General features: G+C 72.4%; 12 protein-coding genes. 5 read left to right on the top strand and 7 right to left on the bottom strand.

The window, feature by feature from the left end:
• Positions 1 to 228: 228 nt before the first annotated feature.
• Genes ABIB37_RS10165 through ABIB37_RS10155 form a run of 3 tightly spaced genes read right to left on the bottom strand, consistent with a single transcriptional unit; the run spans position 229 to position 5,722 of the window.
• On the bottom strand, positions 229 to 1,503 hold the full coding sequence (locus ABIB37_RS10165) for a hypothetical protein (RefSeq protein ID WP_354260026.1): 1,275 nt from the start codon (positions 1,501 to 1,503) through the stop codon (positions 229 to 231).
• A gap of 34 nt (positions 1,504 to 1,537) precedes the next feature.
• Positions 1,538 to 5,038, bottom strand: coding sequence for a PKD domain-containing protein (locus tag ABIB37_RS10160; protein WP_354260024.1), 3,501 nt, complete (start codon positions 5,036 to 5,038; stop codon positions 1,538 to 1,540).
• Positions 5,039 to 5,071: 33 nt separating this feature from the next.
• Positions 5,072 to 5,722: a hypothetical protein gene (locus ABIB37_RS10155; RefSeq protein WP_354260021.1), complete on the bottom strand. Its 651-nt coding sequence runs from the start codon at positions 5,720 to 5,722 to the stop codon at positions 5,072 to 5,074.
• Between the two features lie 286 nt (positions 5,723 to 6,008).
• On the opposite strand from ABIB37_RS10155, the gene ABIB37_RS10150 reads away from it, so the two are divergent.
• A complete protein-coding gene (locus ABIB37_RS10150; protein WP_354260018.1) occupies positions 6,009 to 7,160 on the top strand; it encodes a glycosyltransferase family 4 protein in 1,152 nt (383 codons plus the stop codon).
• Here the strand turns inward: ABIB37_RS10150 and ABIB37_RS10145 are convergent.
• From ABIB37_RS10145 to ABIB37_RS10135, 3 genes are read right to left on the bottom strand one after another with little or no spacing between them, the layout of a single operon-like run.
• A complete protein-coding gene (locus tag ABIB37_RS10145) occupies positions 7,065 to 7,694 on the bottom strand; it encodes an arsenate reductase/protein-tyrosine-phosphatase family protein (protein WP_354260015.1) in 630 nt (209 codons plus the stop codon). The two genes, ABIB37_RS10150 and ABIB37_RS10145, sit on opposite strands and share 96 nt — an antisense overlap.
• Position 7,695: 1 nt before the next feature.
• Positions 7,696 to 8,637: a glycosyltransferase family 2 protein gene (locus ABIB37_RS10140; protein WP_354260012.1), complete on the bottom strand. Its 942-nt coding sequence runs from the start codon at positions 8,635 to 8,637 to the stop codon at positions 7,696 to 7,698.
• Entirely contained in the window at positions 8,634 to 9,395 is a 762-nt protein-coding gene (locus tag ABIB37_RS10135) for a CDP-alcohol phosphatidyltransferase family protein (protein ID WP_245989943.1), read from the bottom strand. The genes ABIB37_RS10140 and ABIB37_RS10135 overlap by 4 nt, the downstream gene beginning before the upstream one ends.
• Positions 9,396 to 9,491: 96 nt before the next feature.
• On the opposite strand from ABIB37_RS10135, the gene ABIB37_RS10130 reads away from it, so the two are divergent.
• From ABIB37_RS10130 to ABIB37_RS10115, 4 genes are all read left to right on the top strand, one after another.
• Positions 9,492 to 10,538, top strand: a complete 1,047-nt coding sequence (locus ABIB37_RS10130) for a glycosyltransferase (protein WP_354260009.1) — start codon at positions 9,492 to 9,494, stop codon at positions 10,536 to 10,538.
• Positions 10,535 to 11,452 (top strand): glycosyltransferase family 2 protein, encoded by a 918-nt coding sequence (locus ABIB37_RS10125; RefSeq protein WP_354260006.1) that lies wholly within the window; start codon positions 10,535 to 10,537, stop codon positions 11,450 to 11,452. Before ABIB37_RS10130 ends, ABIB37_RS10125 begins: the two co-directional genes overlap by 4 nt.
• A 13-nt stretch (positions 11,453 to 11,465) precedes the next feature.
• Positions 11,466 to 12,836, top strand: a complete 1,371-nt coding sequence (locus ABIB37_RS10120) for a phenylacetate--CoA ligase family protein (RefSeq protein ID WP_354260004.1) — start codon at positions 11,466 to 11,468, stop codon at positions 12,834 to 12,836.
• Between the two features lie 127 nt (positions 12,837 to 12,963).
• Positions 12,964 to 13,428 carry an FAD synthase family protein gene (locus ABIB37_RS10115; RefSeq protein ID WP_354260001.1) on the top strand — a complete coding sequence of 155 codons (465 nt, stop codon included), beginning with the start codon at positions 12,964 to 12,966 and terminating at the stop codon, positions 13,426 to 13,428.
• Positions 13,429 to 13,443: 15 nt separating this feature from the next.
• Here the strand turns inward: ABIB37_RS10115 and ABIB37_RS10110 are convergent, their stop codons facing one another.
• On the bottom strand, positions 13,444 to 14,931 hold the full coding sequence (locus ABIB37_RS10110; RefSeq protein WP_354259998.1) for a helix-turn-helix domain-containing protein: 1,488 nt from the start codon (positions 14,929 to 14,931) through the stop codon (positions 13,444 to 13,446).
• Positions 14,932 to 14,986 lie beyond the last annotated feature (55 nt).

Raw genomic sequence — 14,986 nt, 5'->3', positions numbered from 1 at the left:
CCGGCGAGCCGGGAGCGGCGCCGATGCCGCCTGGAGCGAGCGTAGGGATAACACCGTTCCAAAATGGCCGACGGCGACAATCATCAGCGGAAGCCGCGCCGGGCTTGAGCATCCGGCGCTGGCCTCACCTCGGCGGAGGAGTCGCGCCCCTGCGCGACCGCAGGACGTCCACCGTGCGCAGCGCGATCTGTCGGCGGGTCCCGCCGTCACGCATGCGCTCACGCCGGCTCACGAAAACGCGGACTCGACCGGCTCCAGGCGCCGCGGCAGCTGTTGGCTGAACCGACCGCGCATGGCCTCCGCATCGTCCTGCATCGCGCTCCATGCGACCGCCAGACCGGTAAGGAACCAGAGGAACGAACCGAACTGCGTGATGAGGGCGACGGCGAACAGCGCGGGCAGCTGACACACGACGGCGATCGTGGCTGGGTTGGCGCGCCCGCGCAGCAGGTTCAGCACGAGCACGACGAGCAGCGCGGACACCAGCAGCACCGGTACCCAGCCGAAGCGCAGCGCGATGAGCAGCATCGTGTTGTCGACCGAGCGGGCGAATGTGCCGAGGTACACACCGCCCTCGATGCGGCCCTGCCAGTCGCCGGCGTTGCCGAAGAGCTGCACCTCCGAGACGAGCGTGAACAGCCCGCTGCGGTAGTCGGCGCTGCCGCCCGCTTCCTCGCCGGCGTCCGAGAAGACGTCGCCGAGGAACGGCACGATGATCGCGAGCGCGGCGACGCCGCCGACGCCGACCCACCAGCGCGCCGCGCGGCGGATGCCAGGCATCACGACGAGGCTGACCGCGATCGTGAGCGCCACGGTGACGAGCCCGATGCGGCTGAACGAGGCGACGACCGCGCCGACGATGACCGCGAGCGACAGCACGATGACGGGCGCGGGCCACCTCGTGCCGAGCACGAATGCCGACGCCATCGCGAGCGACGCGCCGAGGGCGATCGCATGGCCGAAGGCCCCTTCCGCCCGCAGGAAGTCGGACCGCGGCTGCAGTCCCGACCATTCCGCGAAGGGCCCGGAGCCGGGGATGAGCACGAAGAGGTTCGACCCGGTCGAGAACTCGATCACCGCGAGGACCGCGGCTACGGTCGCGAACGCCGCGATCGTCCGCGTCACGAACAGCGCAGGTACCCGCGCCAGCACCATCCGGCCCCAGACGTAGGGCACGACCCACTGCAGGATCGCGATCACGGAGTGCGAGAGCGTCGCGAGCTGCAGCGCGAACAGGATGAGCACCAGCAGCCCGAAGGTGGCGACGAGCGCGTCCGCGACCGTCAGCCGCACGTCGGCGAAGTTCGAGGCGATGGCGGCGAGGGTCACGAGCGTGATGGCGGCCCAGAAGAAGCCGACCGTGACGCCGATCCAGATGGGCACGAGGAACATCACGAACGCCCACATCACGAACGTCGCCCGCGGGCTCGCGCGGAAGACGAACAGGGCGACCCCGCCCGCGCAGAGCGCGAGCGGGGCCAGCACCAAGAGGGAGTCGCTCATCGGGCTCAATGTAGCCGCCCGGTGCTCCCGTCCGTCACCCGAGGTCGGTGACGCGGAACGCGTCGATCGAGAAGACGCCGGCCGCGGTGGCTGTGCTGCTGCGGTTCGCGTGCACGCCGACCGACCCCTGCGTGTTCGTCCCGGTCGCGTCGGTCACGCTCACCTGCCACGCCGCCGGTTGCGGCGTGCCCGCGCGCCAGATGCTCGCGTCGACGGTCGTGCTCGTCGTGCCGGTCACCTCGACCTCGAGCGTGAACCAGTCACCGGCCGCTCGGGTGATGCCCGGCACCTGGTAGCTGCGCAGCACCGTCGACCCGTGCTGCACCACGAGCCAGACCGTGCCGTTGTCCCGCAGCCACACCCGCACGCGGTAGTCACCGGCGCTGGTCGAGCGCGTGATGACGCCGACGTACGACGAGCCCGTCGACGGCGCTTGATCGAGCCGGAGATCCATCGAGACCCGCACGTCGCTCAGCGCGAGCGCGCCGAGCCGCAGGTCCCTGGTCGAGCCGGCACCGAGGTTGAGCGAGCCGACGCCCCCGCCGACGGACGCGGGAGCCGCGGTGCCGGTGATCGTCCACGGACCGCCGACGTCCGACGTCCCCCAGCCCGATGCGACGGTGCGCGAGAAGTCGTCCGACGCCGCGAAGGTCGCCGGCGGCGGCACGTCGGGCTCGGTCGCCTGGATGACGCCGGTCGTCGTCGCGGTGGCGCCGTCGTCGTCCGTCACGGTGAGCGTCACGGTGTAGTTCCCCGCCGCCCCGTACCGGTGCGTCGACGTCGCGCCCGAGGTGCTCGCCGTACCGTCGCCCCAGTTCCATGCCCAGGCGACGACGCTCCCGTCCGGGTCCGAGGAGCCGGAGCCGTTCACCGCGGCGTCGAGGTCGTTCACCGTGCTGGTGAACGACGCCGTCGGCCGGACGTTGGCGGCCTGCACCGTGACGTTCTGCGTCACGGCATCGGTCAGCCCGCGGCTGTCCGTGACCGTCAGCGTCACCGCGTATGTGCCCGCCTGGCCGTAGGGATGCGTCGGGGAGACACCGGTGCCGGTCGTGCCGTCACCGAACTGCCACGCGTACGACGCGATCGTCGAGCCGCTCGCGGCCGTCGAGCCGGACGCGTTGAAGCTCGCGGTGAGGGTGCTCGTCGTTGCCTGGAAGGCAGCGGTCGGCGCCTGCTGGCCCGACCCCACCGCGAAGTGCGTCGAGACCTGGCCGCTCGTGAGCGCCGAACCATACACGGCGACCTCATCGATCGCGCCCCGGAAGTAGGCCGACGATGGTGCGCTTGGCCAGGAGCCGAGCGTGTCGCCGCCGACCCTCCAGAAGCCGGTGTAGCCCTGTGCCGTCGTCACCGTGGTGTCCTGCGCGACGCGCGTGCCGTCGACGTAGAGCGCGATGCCGCCAGTCCCCTGCGTCGCCACGACGTGGTGCCAGCGGCCGTCGTTGTACGAGGCGGTCGACGAGATCGTCCGCACCTGCCCCGGATAGACGCCGAAGGTCAGCCGGCCGTTGTTCTGCATGTAGATGTGGCGGTCGTAGCTGCCCGAGGAACCGGTCTGCGAGCTGCCGAAGCCCATGAGCTTGCCACCCTGCAGCGTCGTGGTGTTGAACCACAGCTCGGTCGAGAACGTGCCCGGCACGGTCGAGCTGGAGCCCGAGGACACGCGGCCGCTCGTCGTGCCGTTGAAGCTCGACGCCGACTCACCCGTCACCCCCGCGACGGCGCCCGGCGACACGTTCGTCACGCCGGTGCCGAACAGCGGCGTGCTCGTGCCGCCCCAGTCGGATCGATTGGACCCGAGCGGGTAGTAGAGCGTGGCGCCATCGTCCAGCACGGCGTTCGCGTAGGCGGAGGACTGGCCGCTCGCGATCGTCACGGTCGCGGCCTGGCTCGTCACCGCGTTGCCGTTGCCATCGACCACCCGCACCGTGTAGCTCTGGCTCGAGCCCGGCGTGAGGCCGGTGTCGTTGAACGTGACCTGCGGCTGCGACCACCAGCCCGAGGGGACGACCTGCGACCGGATCACGCCGGCGGTGCCGGCGCGACGCAGCTCATAGGTCAGGTCGCGGTCGTCGCGGTCCCAGTTGCCCCGGATCGAGATCCGTGCGCGCCCAGCCACGACCGACGTGACGGTCGGCGCGCCCCAGGTCGCGCTCGCGATGCGCGGGCCCTGCTTCGGCCCGTTGGGCGGTGTGGTCGAGAAGCGGACGAGGCCCTCGTAGCGCAGGTTGTTCACGCTGCCGAACTCGCCGCCGACGGAGAGGTACTGGCCGTTGCCCGTCATCGAGAGGCCGGCCTGGTTGAGACCGGACGTGCGCCCGATGGTGAAGTCGGGGTACCACGCGTAGGGCGCGGGGGCCGGCGTGCCGCTCCAGTCCTTGTACGTGCTGCCCGCAGAGGGCGTCCGGGTGAGCGTGCCCTCCGCTGTGGCGGTGAACGCCTCGACGTACCGGTAGGTGCGCGGACTCAGCTCGGGGGCGAGGCCCGCGGTGTCGCACGCGTGCGTGTGGCTCGTCGCGTAGACCACGTCCCCGGTGGAGTAGACGCCGTAGTGGTCGCCGTGGCAGTCGGCGACCCAGCGGATCGCTCCGGATCCCGCCTCGGCCGCGAACGTGCCCTCGAGGTTGCCGATCGAGGCGTTCGCGTACACCCAGCCTGTGCCGTACACCCCCGAGTCGTCGACCGCGAGCGAGAAGATGCCGGCCTTGCCTGCGTAGGTGCCGTCGGACCAGCCGTTGATGATCGTCTTCGATGCTGCCCACGAGGTGTCGATGGCGCCGGAGACGGGGTGGAGCGGGGCCAAGCCTCGCTGGACGACGCCGTTCGTGAGGTAGAAGCGACCGCCCACGATGACGTGCGAGCCGCCCGGGTCGATGACGAGCGCGTCGCCCTGCAGGTCGATCGTGGGAGCCCACGAGCGGAGCGCGCCGTCGGCCGTTGCGAAGGCTGCGAGGTTCTGCCGGGCGACACCGTTCGCCTGTGTGAAGCGTCCGGTCACGTACACGGTGTCGCCGAGCGTCGCGATGCCGAAGACGCCGGCGCCGCCGATGGAGGCGTTGAACCCGGGGAGGAGCGCACCCGTGGTCGGGTTGAGCACCGCGAAGTTGAAGCGGGTCTGGCCGTTCACCGAGCTGAACGAGCCGCCGATGTAGAGGCGCGTGCCGTCGGCGGATGCTGCGACGGCGCGGATCGGGCCGTTGACCTGCGGTGCGAACGACAGCAGGTTCCCCGTGCGGATGTCGTAGGAGAGGATGTTGCTGCGCGGCGTCAGGCTCGTCCCCGGGGCCGCGAGCGGCGCGCGCGCGTTGGCGAAGCCGCCACCGGCGAACACCGTGTTGCCGATCATCGTCTGCGCCCAGACGTAGCCGTTGTCGATCTGGACCGTCGCGAGCGGATCAGCGGTGACGACGGAGCTGGTGCGCTGCTGCAGGGTGACCGGACCGGTCCCGGCAGCAGTGGCGACGGTCAGTCCGGAGGTCAGCATCGCGCCGGTCGCGACGGTGGCGAGCGCGGCCAGCAATACGGCGCGCATCGGACGGCGGGAACGCGTTGGAGTGTCCATGTGTCAGGGGGTTCTTCCCGTGAAGACCGCGAGCGGCTCGCCTGCGGCGTAGTTGACCGTGACCGTGACGTCCCGGCCGGAGGCCGGGTCGAGCATGAAGACGTAGGTGCCGGAGACCGTCGCGCCAGGCTCGACCATCCCCGAGAGGGGCGACGGCGAACCCGCCGTCGTGCCTACGCCGACCTGTCCGTCGTCCGTGACGAGGGTGACGACGGCGGAGTCGACCTCCTGCGCCTCGCCCGACTGGTTGCGGGCGGCGACGCTGACGCGCAGGGCGGGACCGTCCATCTCGCCGGGCGTCTCGGCGGTGACGGTGATCGGATCGACGGCGACGATCTCGACGACGATGCCGGTGTCGAACGTGATGGCCTCGTCGAGCGCGGCCGTCGTGGTGGGCAGCGCTGCCGCCTCGGTCGGGCCGTCGGGGCCCGGCGTCGCGCCGGCGCCCGGCGCCGGCACCGCGGTGGCGCCCGGCGGGATCGTGGGGCCCGTGGCGGGCGGATCGCTCGCGTCCGGTGCTGCGCTCGCCGCCGGGGTCTGGCTCGCATCCGGCGTCTCGCTCGCGACCGCGGTCGCGGCCGGGTCCGCGGAGGTCGGCCCGCACCCCGTCAGTCCCAGCACGACGAGCGCCGCGGCCCCCATGGCGACGGCCACCGCCGTCGCGCCTCGTGCTCGACGGATCCGGCGTGGTGCGATCACAGCTCTCCAAGACATCGGTTGCTCGCGGTCGACGACGATGCTCACCGGCGAGCCAGGAGCGGCGTCGACGCCGCCTGGAGCGAGCGTATGGACAACAGCGTTCGAAATGCGACCGTCGGCGGCAATCATCAGGGGAACCCGCGTCCCGCTTGAGTATCCCGACAGCGTTCTCGAACACTGTTCGCATTAGCCTGACGAGGCGGCTGAGGTGCCGCACCTTTCTGCGACACGAGGGAGATCCATGCGGATCCTCATGGACGGCTACTGGTGGCACGACGGTCCGCAGGCGGCCAGGACGGTGCAGCGCGAGCTCGTGCTCGCCTGGGCACGGGCGTTCCCCGAGGACGAGATGGTCGTCGCGCTGCGGCGCGACGCCGAGACCGACGACCTCCCGGCCGGCGCCGAGATGGTGCGCACGCACCTGTGGCCGCACGCCGCCTCCAACCGCTGGGAGCTGCCCCTCCTGGCCGCCGGCGCCGGCACGGAGCTCGCCGTCTGCCACAACTACACGCCGGCCGTCGGACCGTCGCTCCTCTTCCTCCACGACGTGATGTTCGAGGAGCACCCGGAGTGGTTCTCGCTCGCCGAGCGGCTCTACTTCAGCGCGATGCTCCCGTGGGCGCGACGAGCGGCACTCGTGGCGACCTCGACGCGGACGGAGGCCGACCGCATCGCGCGGCACGCCCCGTCGCTGCCGCAGTCGATCGTGACCGGTCTGGGCGTCCCTCCGTCGCTCGACGCGGAGCCTCGGCGCCCGTCGCGCGTGCCGGCCGGCAGCCAGTTCGCGGTCACCGTCGGGCGGCTCAACGTGCGCAAGAACCTCGAGACGGCCATGCTCGCCGCCGTGCACTCCGCGCGCATCTCCCCCGAGCACCCGCTCTACGTCGTCGGCGGCACCGCGCACTCGGGGGTCGGCGTCGCCATCCCGGATGCCGCACGCGCGCTGCTCGACGACGGCAGCATCGTGCTGCTCGGCCAGGTGCCCGACGACGAGCTCGCGTGGCTGTACGCCAACGCGTCGCTCACGATCGCCCTCAGCCTGGACGAGGGGTTCGGCATGCCCGCCGTCGAGGCGGCCCGCTTCGGGTCACCGCTCGTCGCGAGCGACATCCCGGTGTTCCGCGAGACGGTCGAGGGCTACGCGGTCTTCGCGCCGCCGCTCGACGCGCTGGCGACCGCGAGCGCGCTCGACGCGGCCTGGGGCCACCGCCCCGACGTGGCTGCGCGCGAGCGCACGGCCAGCCGCTTCAGCTGGGACGCCGCGGCGCGCTCGATGCGCGCTGCCGCGGACGTGCACTCACTCGCGCGGTCGAGCACCCGTCAGGAGCGACGCCAGCTCGCGGGCGGCCTCATCCACCGTGCGCACCGTGCGCCGGTGCGCGCCCGCACCTAGGACGTGCCCGTCGCGGATGTCGAGCGGGTTGTGCGACTGCCTCGTCGGCAGCAGCGTGCGCGGCCGCTTCGGCAGCTGCCGCAGGCCGCGACGGTCGTCGATGTAGCGCTGGAACGCGGCGAGCGCGTCCATGCCGGGCGTGCCGGGGTCCACGACGAAGCCGCTGCCGAGCCACACGGCCTCCTGCAGGGTGAAGACCCGTCGTCGCCGCTCGGGCGCCGCGGCGACGACGGAGGAGCGGATCCCGCGCGACGCCGTCAGCACGAGCGTCGCCTGGAGGGTCTCCTCCGGGTAGAGCGGGCGCGAGCGATGCAGGTCGGCGAGCTCGCGCCACCGCTCGGTCGTGTGGAACGACGCGACCTCCGGGCAGACGCTGCGCGCGCCGTCGACGCTCACGCCCGCGGTCGAGACCGGGACAGCGTCGTAGTCGGGCAGCCGCGCGAAGGCGCGCCGCAGGGTGAGCCCGGCCATCGGCGAGCGGCAGACGTTCGCCGCGCACACGATCAGGATGCCGCCATCGCGATTGCCGTCCATGTCAGCGCCTCCCGGCGTGCTCGTGCGCCCGTGCCGCCGTGCGCCGGTGCGCTCGCACGATGCGGCGACCGTCGCGCAGTCCCCGCAGATACCCTCGCCAGGGCCGCCACGAGGCGACGAGCTGCCTCCGGCCGCCGCGCAGCAGCACCGCGTAGCCGATCCTGGCCGACGAGCGCGCCCAGCGGCGCACGTCGTCGTCCGCGAGGTGCTTCACGGCGTAGAGCATCCGGTTGCGGATGTTGAAGTAGTAGTACAGCTCCGACTTGGCCCGCGAGCTGCGGCGCTCGGCGTGCGTGCCGCCCTGGTCGTGGACGACCTCGGCGTCGAGGAGCTCGAGCCGCGCACCCTCGGCGATCGCGCGGTGCGACAGGTCGATGTCCTCCCAGTACAGGAAGTACTCCTCATCGAAGCCGCCCAGCCGCGTCCACAGCTCGGCGGAGATCGCGAAGCACGCGCCGGTCGCCCACTCGAGCCGCTCCGCGCCGGCGAACCGCTCGCGAGCGCGCGCACCACGCGGGATGCCGTCGTCGAGGTAGAGGTCGGCGCCGACGAACCACGGCTCGCCGCCGCTCTGCACGATGCGCGGCGACGCAAGCAGCATCGGATCCGCAGCGACCGCCGCGACCAGGCGCGCGAGGGCGCCCGGCGTGATGGTGGCATCCGGATTGAGACCCACGAGCACCCGAGCGCCCAGCTCGATCGCTCGAGCGGCGCCGGCGTTCGTGCCGCCGCCGAAGCCCTCGTTCGCGTCGAGCAGCACGCTCTCCCAGCCGTGCTCGCTCGCCAGGCCGCGCACGCGCTCGCGCTCGGCCGCTCCGCTGAAGCAGTCGACGACGATCACCTGCCCCGGCGGCGCGACGTCGAGCGACGCCGCGTGGTCGCGCAGCAGCGCGCTCGACGCGAAGTTGACGACGATGACCGCGAAGGGCGGCAGATCGGTCATGGCGCGGCGGTCCGCTCGCGGTCGATCGCGCGGATCTCGCGGAACCACTTGACCGACGCGAGCACGAGGAACGCGAGGTTCGCGAGCGCGAGCGCGCCGTACGCCCAGAGGAAGCCCGTCGACCAGCCCCACAGCACGAACACCAGGCACAGGAGCCCGAAGTCGGTCGGCACGAGGATGAGCGACCGGCCGAGCGTGCCGCTCCCCCGCTGGTGCGTCGACGGCACGCCGACCTTGCCCTTCAGCAGGTCGTTGAGCAGCATCGCGAAGAACGTCACGACGCCCACGATCGAGAACAGCAGCGGCACGAGCAGCCACGGCGTGTCGCGGTAGGGCGTGTGCAGCCACAGTGCGACGAGCACCGCGAGGTGCAGCGAGGCGATCTTGATCGCGTCGACGAAGTGGTCGAGCCACTCGCCCGAGAGGCTGCCGCCGCCGCCGAGGCGCGCGACCTGCCCGTCGGCGGAGTCCCACGCGTAGCCGAGCACGAGCAGCAGCGCCACCACGACACCCGTCCACCACTGCGCCGGCAGGGCGAGCAGCAGCACGATCGCGGCGAGCGAGTGCAGCGCGCTGACGCCCGTCACCGTGTTCGGCGACCAGCCCCAGCGGTAGGCCGCCACCGCGAGCACGCGCCCGATCCGCCGGTTGACGTACACCGAGTACGCGGGCGCGCCACGGGCGTGGCCCTTCTGGGCAGCGGCGAGCCGCCGATGGACGTCGGCGAAGGAATCGACCATCTCTGGCACCTCGGTCATCCGCACCTCGTTCTGCTGCCCGGGCGGCCCGGCGCGATTGGGATGAGTGTAGGTGCATGCGCGCCGTGCGGCGCAACATGCACCAGACTGTGCCGCATGCGGAACGCCCCGGGCACCTCGACGCCAGCGATCCGCGTCATGCAGTCGTTCGGTCCGCCGCGCCCGACGACCAACCCCTACATCCACATGCTCGATGCCGCCCTCGCCGAGACGCCGGGGGTCGAGCACCTGCGCTTCGACCGGCGGCAGGCCCTGCTCGGCCGCTACGACGCGCTGCAGCTGCACTGGCCGGAGCTGCTCCTCCGCGGCTCGACGCCCTCGCGCACGCTCGCCCGCCGCGCCTTCGCGACGGCGCTGCGCCTGCGGCTCTCGGTGACGCGGGTCGCGCTCATCCACACGTTGCACAACGTCCGCCCGCACGCCGACGCGTCGCGCTGGGAGCGCGGGTACCTCGCGTGGCTCGACCGCAGGGTCGACCACCGCATCCTGCTCAACGAGCAGACCGCGCTCCCCGCGGGCGCCGCCTCGACGCTCATCCCGCACGGCCACTACCGCGCGTGGTTCGCCTCGGTGCCGGCGGTGCCGCCGACGCCGGGGCTGCTCTCGTTCGTGGGCCTCGTGCGGCCGTACAAGGGCGTCGAGGACCTGCTCGAGGCCTTCGCCAGCACCGCCTCGACCCACCCTGAGCTTCGGCTCAGGATCGCCGGCAGCCCCTCGAGCGCGGCCATCGAGCGGGAGGTCAGGGCGCGCGCCGCGACGGATGCGCGGGTCGAGGTCGACTTCCGCTACCTGCCCGAGGAGGAGTTCGCGAACGCCGTTATGGGATCGTCTGGCGTGGTGCTACCGTACCGATTCATGCACAACTCCGGCAGCGCGCTCGCAGCACTCTCGCTGGGGCGCCCTGTGCTGGTCCCCCGCACCGAGGTCAACGAGGCGCTCTCGCGAGAGGTGGGACCCGGATGGGTCTCGACCTTCGACGGCGCACTGGCCGGCGCCGACCTCGAGCGCTTCGCGGCGAGCGCCGCGCAGCCGCCGTCGGCGCCGCCCGACCTCTCGGGCCGCGACTGGGACCGCGTCGGCGCAGCGCATCGCGAGGCGTTTCAGCAGGCGATCGCGCGCCGCAGCAGAAGGAGTCGACCATGACCGACGATCCGCGCCCGGAGATCCTCATCGCCGTGCCCACCTTCCGCCGATCGGAGCTCCTCCCCGAGCTGATCGACACGATCCGCGCGGACGCGAGCACCGTGGATGCGTCGTGGCGGATCCTGCTGGTCGACAACGACCCCGACCGCTCGGCGCAGGGCGTCGCCGAGTCGCTCGGCGTCGAATACCTGGCGGAGCCGATCCCCGGCATCGCCGCCACCCGTCAGGCGGCGCTCGACGCCGCCGCCCCGGACGAGCTCGTGGTGATGATCGACGACGACCTGGTGCCCGAGCCCGGCTGGCTCGCGGGACTCGTGGCCGTGTGGGCCGCGCACCGGCCGACCGCCGTGATGGGCTACGTCCGGTACGTCTGGCCCGAGGGCACCGACCCCTGGATCGCGGGCGGCGGCTTCGTCCGGCGCAACCTGGTGCCCACGGGCGAGCGGCTCTCGGCGCTCGCGACCGGCAACGTCCTCATCGATGCCGCGCAGGTGCGCGCCCTCGGCGTGCGCTTCGACGTCTCGCTCGGCCTCTCCGGCGGCTCCGACGTGCAGTTCGGCCGCGACCTGATCGCGAGCGGCGGCACGATCGTCGCCTCGGCGGAGTCGGTGGCGCGGGACGACATCACCGCATCGCGCACGACGCGCGAGTTCGTCCGTCGCCGCACGATCTGCCAGGGGCAGGTCCGCGCGCGCCTCCTCACTCGCGACGACAGCAGCGCCGCGCGGCTCGCGAAGCGCGCCGGCTTCCTCGTCGGCGGCCTCGTCCGGCTCCCCGCCTTCGCGGCGGGCGAGACCCTGGCCCGGCTCAAGGGCGATGTCCCCGCGAGCGCCACCTACCGGCGGCGGCTCTGGTTCGCGCAGGGACGCATCCTCGGAGCAGTGGGCCGGGATGAGTACGAGTACGCGCGCTGAGGAGGCCCCACCCATGCCGTCATCCATCAAGCGCGCCGCGTTCGCGGCGAAGGCCCGCACCGTGCGCGCTCGCGCCGGTCGCTTCCACGACGAGCTCCTCGCGAACGAGCGGCTGGACCCGGCCGAGCTCGAGCGGAAGCAGCACGCGCTGGCCAGCGACATCGTCGCGTTCGCGATGACGGCGTCGCCGTTCTACCGCGAGACCTACGGACGCCTCGGGATCGACCCGTCGAGGCTCCACGACCCCGCCGAGTGGCAGCGGCTCCCGATCCTCGACCGCGCGACGGTCAAGGCGCGGAGCGCCGACATGGCCACGCCCGAGGCGACCGGATCGAACGCGCGCACCGCGCTGACCGGCGGCAGCACCGGCGAGCCGCTCAAGACGATGCACGACGCGCGAGTGCCGTTCCTCGCGCTCAGCTGGCGCATGTACTCGTGGTGGGGCGTCGCCCCGTACGACGACCTCGCCCGGATCGGGCGGTGGAGCTTCGACCGCGCCGCGACGCTCAAGAACGATGTGGCCTGGTGGCCGACGCGCCAGACGTACCTCGACGCCTCGCTGATCTCCGATCAGACGATGGAGGCCTTCCATCGCGCCGTGTCGCGGACGCGGCCCCGGCTCATCGAGGGCTACGTCGGCGCGCTCACCGAGTTCGCCGACTACCTCGAGCGCCGCGGCCTCACCGTGCCGACGCCCGCCGCCGTCGCGACGACCGCAGCGCCGCTCACGGCCGGCGTCCGCGCCCGGCTCGAGGCGGTGTTCGGCGCGCCCGTCTACGACGAGTACCGCAACTCCGAGTTCGGCTGGCTCGCCGGCCAGTGCGAGCACCGGGACGGCCTGCACATCTTCTCGGACGTCCGCCGGGTCGAGGTCGTCGACGAGGAGGGCCGCCCGGCCCCCGCCGGCGAGGTGGGTGACCTCGTCATCACCGACCTGCGCAACCGCGTCTTCCCGCTCATCCGGTACCGGACCGGCGATCGCGGCGCGCTGCGGGAGCGGCCGTGCCCGTGCGGCAGGTCGCTGCCCATGATGGAGCAGCCGCAGGGACGCACGACCGATCTCGTGCGGCTGCCGAGCGGTGCCGTGCTCGCGCACCGACTCATGGCGATGTTCGCCGGCCACCCGGAGGCCGTGCGCCTGTTCCAGGTCCACCAGCAGCGCGACGCCTCCATCACCATCCGCGTCGTGCAGGGCGACGGCGACGATGCCAGGGTGCACATCGAGGAGGCCGTGGCGGCGCTGCGCGCCCGCATCGCCGACGAGGTGCCGGTGCGCGTCGAGTACGTCGACTCGCTCCCCTACACCGGCGGCAAGACGAAGTACGTCATCAGCGATGTCCCGGTGCCGGAGCGCCCGGTCGTCGACGGGCCCCGCCCGAGCTGACGGCGGCATCCGCCCCGCCTGACGCCTTCTTCGGCTGACCCTGGGCTCCGGCTGCGGCACTGGACGCTACGCTCGTAACAGTGTTCGTGAACCGGGCTGCATGCGCCGGTCGGAGGAGGGTGGCGCGATGGCGCAACGGATCGGCTACGCCGCAGGGGCCTTCGACCTCTTCCACATCGGGCACCTCAACATCCTCAAGCACGCTCGCGAGCGCTGCGATGTGCTCATCGCCGGCGTCGTGAGCGACGAGATGCTGCGGCAGGTGAAGGGCATCGAGCCGGTCGTGCCGACGCTCGAGCGCGTCGAGATCGTGCGAGCGGTCCGATGGGTCGACGAGGTGCACGTCGAGACGGTGCCCGACAAGCTCGACACCTGGCGAGAGGTGGGCTTCACCCACTTCTTCAAGGGCGACGACTGGCGCGGCACCGAGAAGGGGCTGCGGCTCGAGCACGAGTTCGCCGAGGTCGGGGTCGAGGTCGTCTACTTCCCCTACACGGCGCACACCTCGAGCACCGTCCTGCGGCGGGCGCTCGCGCAGCTCACGGCGAACGCGGACGCCGCGGCGCTCCAGGCGCAGATCGCCCTGTCTTAGCGACGCGACGCCGGGTTAGGCGCGCGACGCCAGGAAGCTGTAGACCTCGGTCTCGTCGACGCCCGGGAACGCACCGGGCGGCAGCGCCGCCAGCAGGTGCGAGTGCGCCCTGGCGCTCGGCCAGGCCTGTCCCGACCAGGCCTCGGCCAGCTGCGCGGGCGGCGTGCGGCAGCACGACGGGTCCGGGCAGCGCGACACCGAGCGCTCCTTCGTCGCCCGGCCGCGGAACCACTTCGCCTGTGAGAACGGCACGCCGATCGAGAGCGAGAACTCCCCCGCCGCGCTGCGCTCCGTCATCGCCGTGCACCAGAACGTCCCGGCGGGCGTCTCGGTGTACTGCTCGAAGGCGTTCACCTTGTCGGCCACGTCGAAGACCTCGCGGCTCGTCCACCGCTTGCACACCGGCTGGCCCTCGATCGCGCCGGTGTGATCGGCGGGGAAGGTGACGCCGTCGTTCTCGTACGCCTTGTAGATGATCCCCGACTCGTGCACCTTCTGGAAGTGGAGCGGGATGCCGAGATGCACGGTCGCGAGGTTGGTGAGCCGGTGCGCCGCGGTCTCGTACGACACCGCGAAGGCGTCGCGGAGGTCCTCGACCGCGAGCTGCCGATCCGCCTTCGCCGCGCCGAGGAAGTCGACGGCGGTGCGCTCGGGCATGAGCAGCGCCGCCGCGAAGTAGTTCGTCTCGATGCGCTGCCGCAGGAAGCCGCCGTAGTCCGCCGGCACCGAGTGCCCCAGCACGTGGTGGCCCAACGCCTGCAGCAGCACCGAGCGCGGGTCGTGGTCGATGCGGCTCGAGCGCGAGAGGTAGATGCGCTTGCGCTTCAGGTCGGTCACCGACCTGGTCGAGTGCGGCAGGTCGCCCACGTGGTGCACTCTGAAGCCCAGCCGCTCGGTGATCGCCGCGATGAGGTGCTGCGACAGCGGCCCCGACTGGTAGCCCACACGGGCGAGCATCGCCGCCGCCTCCGCCTCGATCTCGGGGAAGTGGTTGTCGCGCGCGCGCATCTCGGCGCGCAGCTGCGTGTTGGCGCGCCGCGCCTCCTCGGGCGTCGCGACCCGCTCCTCGGCCGCCCGGTCGAGCTCTTCGACGAGGGCGAGCATCGTCTCGAGCACGTCGTCGGGCGTGCGCGGCCCGATCCGCATGGTCGGGAGCCGCTTCTGCTGCCACGTCGACGACCGCATGGCGCGCTCGAGGCGCAGCTCGAGCTCGGCTCGGCGGGAGGGCGGCTCGGTGCCGGTCAACCGCTCGAGCGTGACGCCGTAGAGCGCTGCGAGCTGCTGCAGCTGCGTGAACCGCGCCTCGCGCTTGCCCGTCTCGAAGCCCGAGAGCTGCGAGGGTGCGAGGCCGATCGCGTCGTGCACCGCGTCGAGCGTCAGCCCGGCGGCCTTCCGCGCGTGCCGGAGCGATCGCCCGAGCTGCAGCGCATCCACGTGCGGCGCGGGTGACGCGGGTCGGGCTGGGCGATCCCACGAGGCGGTGGCGCTGTGGTCGCTGGTCATGCGGTCTCACTGCTCATCCGGGCACCCTACGCCACTCCTGCGGCATGTGGCAGGA

It is taken from the genome of Agrococcus sp. UYP10 (assembly GCF_040547205.1).
Lineage (GTDB): Bacteria > Actinomycetota > Actinomycetes > Actinomycetales > Microbacteriaceae > Agrococcus > Agrococcus jenensis.
This window is presented reverse-complemented; position numbering and strand designations above follow the sequence as displayed.

What these genes read in the sequence shown, in the direction of transcription:
- ABIB37_RS10130 (WP_354260009.1), top strand. Translation starts at nt 9,492, where the DNA reads ATGCGGAACGCCCCGGGCACCTCGACGCCAGCGATCCGCGTCATGCAG.
- ABIB37_RS10150 (WP_354260018.1), top strand. Translation starts at nt 6,009, where the DNA reads ATGCGGATCCTCATGGACGGCTACTGGTGGCACGACGGTCCGCAGGCG.
- ABIB37_RS10125 (WP_354260006.1), top strand. Translation starts at nt 10,535, where the DNA reads ATGACCGACGATCCGCGCCCGGAGATCCTCATCGCCGTGCCCACCTTC.
- ABIB37_RS10135 (WP_245989943.1), bottom strand. Translation starts at nt 9,395, where the DNA reads ATGACCGAGGTGCCAGAGATGGTCGATTCCTTCGCCGACGTCCATCGG.
- ABIB37_RS10120 (WP_354260004.1), top strand. Translation starts at nt 11,466, where the DNA reads ATGCCGTCATCCATCAAGCGCGCCGCGTTCGCGGCGAAGGCCCGCACC.
- ABIB37_RS10110 (WP_354259998.1), bottom strand. Translation starts at nt 14,931, where the DNA reads ATGACCAGCGACCACAGCGCCACCGCCTCGTGGGATCGCCCAGCCCGA.
- ABIB37_RS10165 (WP_354260026.1), bottom strand. Translation starts at nt 1,503, where the DNA reads ATGAGCGACTCCCTCTTGGTGCTGGCCCCGCTCGCGCTCTGCGCGGGC.
- ABIB37_RS10115 (WP_354260001.1), top strand. Translation starts at nt 12,964, where the DNA reads ATGGCGCAACGGATCGGCTACGCCGCAGGGGCCTTCGACCTCTTCCAC.
- ABIB37_RS10145 (WP_354260015.1), bottom strand. Translation starts at nt 7,694, where the DNA reads ATGGACGGCAATCGCGATGGCGGCATCCTGATCGTGTGCGCGGCGAAC.
- ABIB37_RS10140 (WP_354260012.1), bottom strand. Translation starts at nt 8,637, where the DNA reads ATGACCGATCTGCCGCCCTTCGCGGTCATCGTCGTCAACTTCGCGTCG.
- ABIB37_RS10160 (WP_354260024.1), bottom strand. Translation starts at nt 5,038, where the DNA reads ATGCGCGCCGTATTGCTGGCCGCGCTCGCCACCGTCGCGACCGGCGCG.